Source organism: Pseudonocardia pini (assembly GCF_013870575.1).
Lineage (GTDB): Bacteria > Actinomycetota > Actinomycetes > Mycobacteriales > Pseudonocardiaceae > Pseudonocardia > Pseudonocardia pini.
In genome coordinates, this window is the sequence record NZ_JACBXB010001207.1 from 1 (window position 1) to 1,080 (window position 1,080).

A 1,080-nucleotide genomic window follows, 5' to 3' on the forward strand; every position below is an offset into this window, starting at 1 on the left:
TCGTGACGCCCGCGGACATCATGGCCGCCCAGCGCCCCGCGCCGACCGAGGCGGTCAACGGCTCCGAGGACGGGGGCGCCACCACCACGGTGGTCTCGCTGCCCCAGGCCCGCGACTGCGGCACCTGCGGCACCACGGTCGCGCCGGGCGCGGTGTTCTGCTCCACCTGCGGCACCCGCCAGTCCTGACCCGCTGAACCACGAACGGCACTCCCGTGCGGACCTCCCGCACGAGAGTGCCGTTCGTGCGTTCCGGCCCTGCGCACCACCGGCCCTGCGCACCAACGGCACTCTCGTGCGGGACTACCGCACGAGAGTGCCGCTCGTGCAGCTCAGGGCGGGGCGGCTCAGGGGAGGTACACCGGGAGGGTCAGCAGCCGACCGCCCATGATCCCGCCGGGCACCGCGTACCGGAGGTCGGCGTACGGGACGGTCAGTGCCGCCGCGGGGAAGTCGGAGCGCAGGACCTCGGCGAGGGCGGTCAGCTCCAGCCGTGCGAGCTCGGCGCCCAGGCAGTAGTGCGGCCCGGCGCCGAAGGTCAGGCCGGTCTCGGTGATGTCGACGAGCACGGGGGAGCGCGGCGGGAGCCGGACACCGCCGATCTCCACCTCCGCGGACGTGAAGCGCCACAACGTGAACGGCGCCGCCGGGTGGCGGCGGAGGGTCTCCCGGACGAGCTCCTCGACGTCCGCGGGCGCGGTGGGGTCGCCGAGCAGCCGGGCGACCAGGAACCCCACGGTCGGGTCCGTGGTGAGCTGACCGGCGAACAGCAACGTGAAGACCTGGTAGTGCAGGTCGACGGCGGTGCTCCCAGGCGGCATGCGCTCGGCGATCTCCCGCGCGAGCCCGTCACCCGAGAGCGCGGCGGCGGCCAGCCCGGCGAACCCCGCGAGCGCCTCGCCGACGTGCCGCGGGTAGTCCTCGTGCATCAGCCCGCACGCGGCCATCGCGGTGTCGACCTGCTCGGCCGGGACCCCGAGCAGGTCACCGACCACGCGCAGCGGATACCGCGTGGTGAAGTCCGCGACCAGGTCCACCGTGCGCGGTGGCCCGGCCAGCAGCTCGCGTGCGACGTCTCGCA

The 1,080-nt window shown here is 74.6% G+C and carries 2 protein-coding genes; one reads left to right on the plus strand and one right to left on the minus strand.

The window, feature by feature from the left end; translation table 11 throughout:
• Positions 1–188: zinc-ribbon domain-containing protein (locus H5J29_RS33875; protein WP_220188255.1), on the plus strand; the 188-nt coding region annotated here is incomplete at its 5' end.
• A gap of 158 nt (positions 189–346) precedes the next feature.
• Here the strand turns inward: H5J29_RS33875 and H5J29_RS33880 are convergent.
• Positions 347–1,080 (minus strand): cytochrome P450 family protein (locus H5J29_RS33880; protein ID WP_181784933.1); only part of this gene is annotated, 734 nt, incomplete at its 5' end.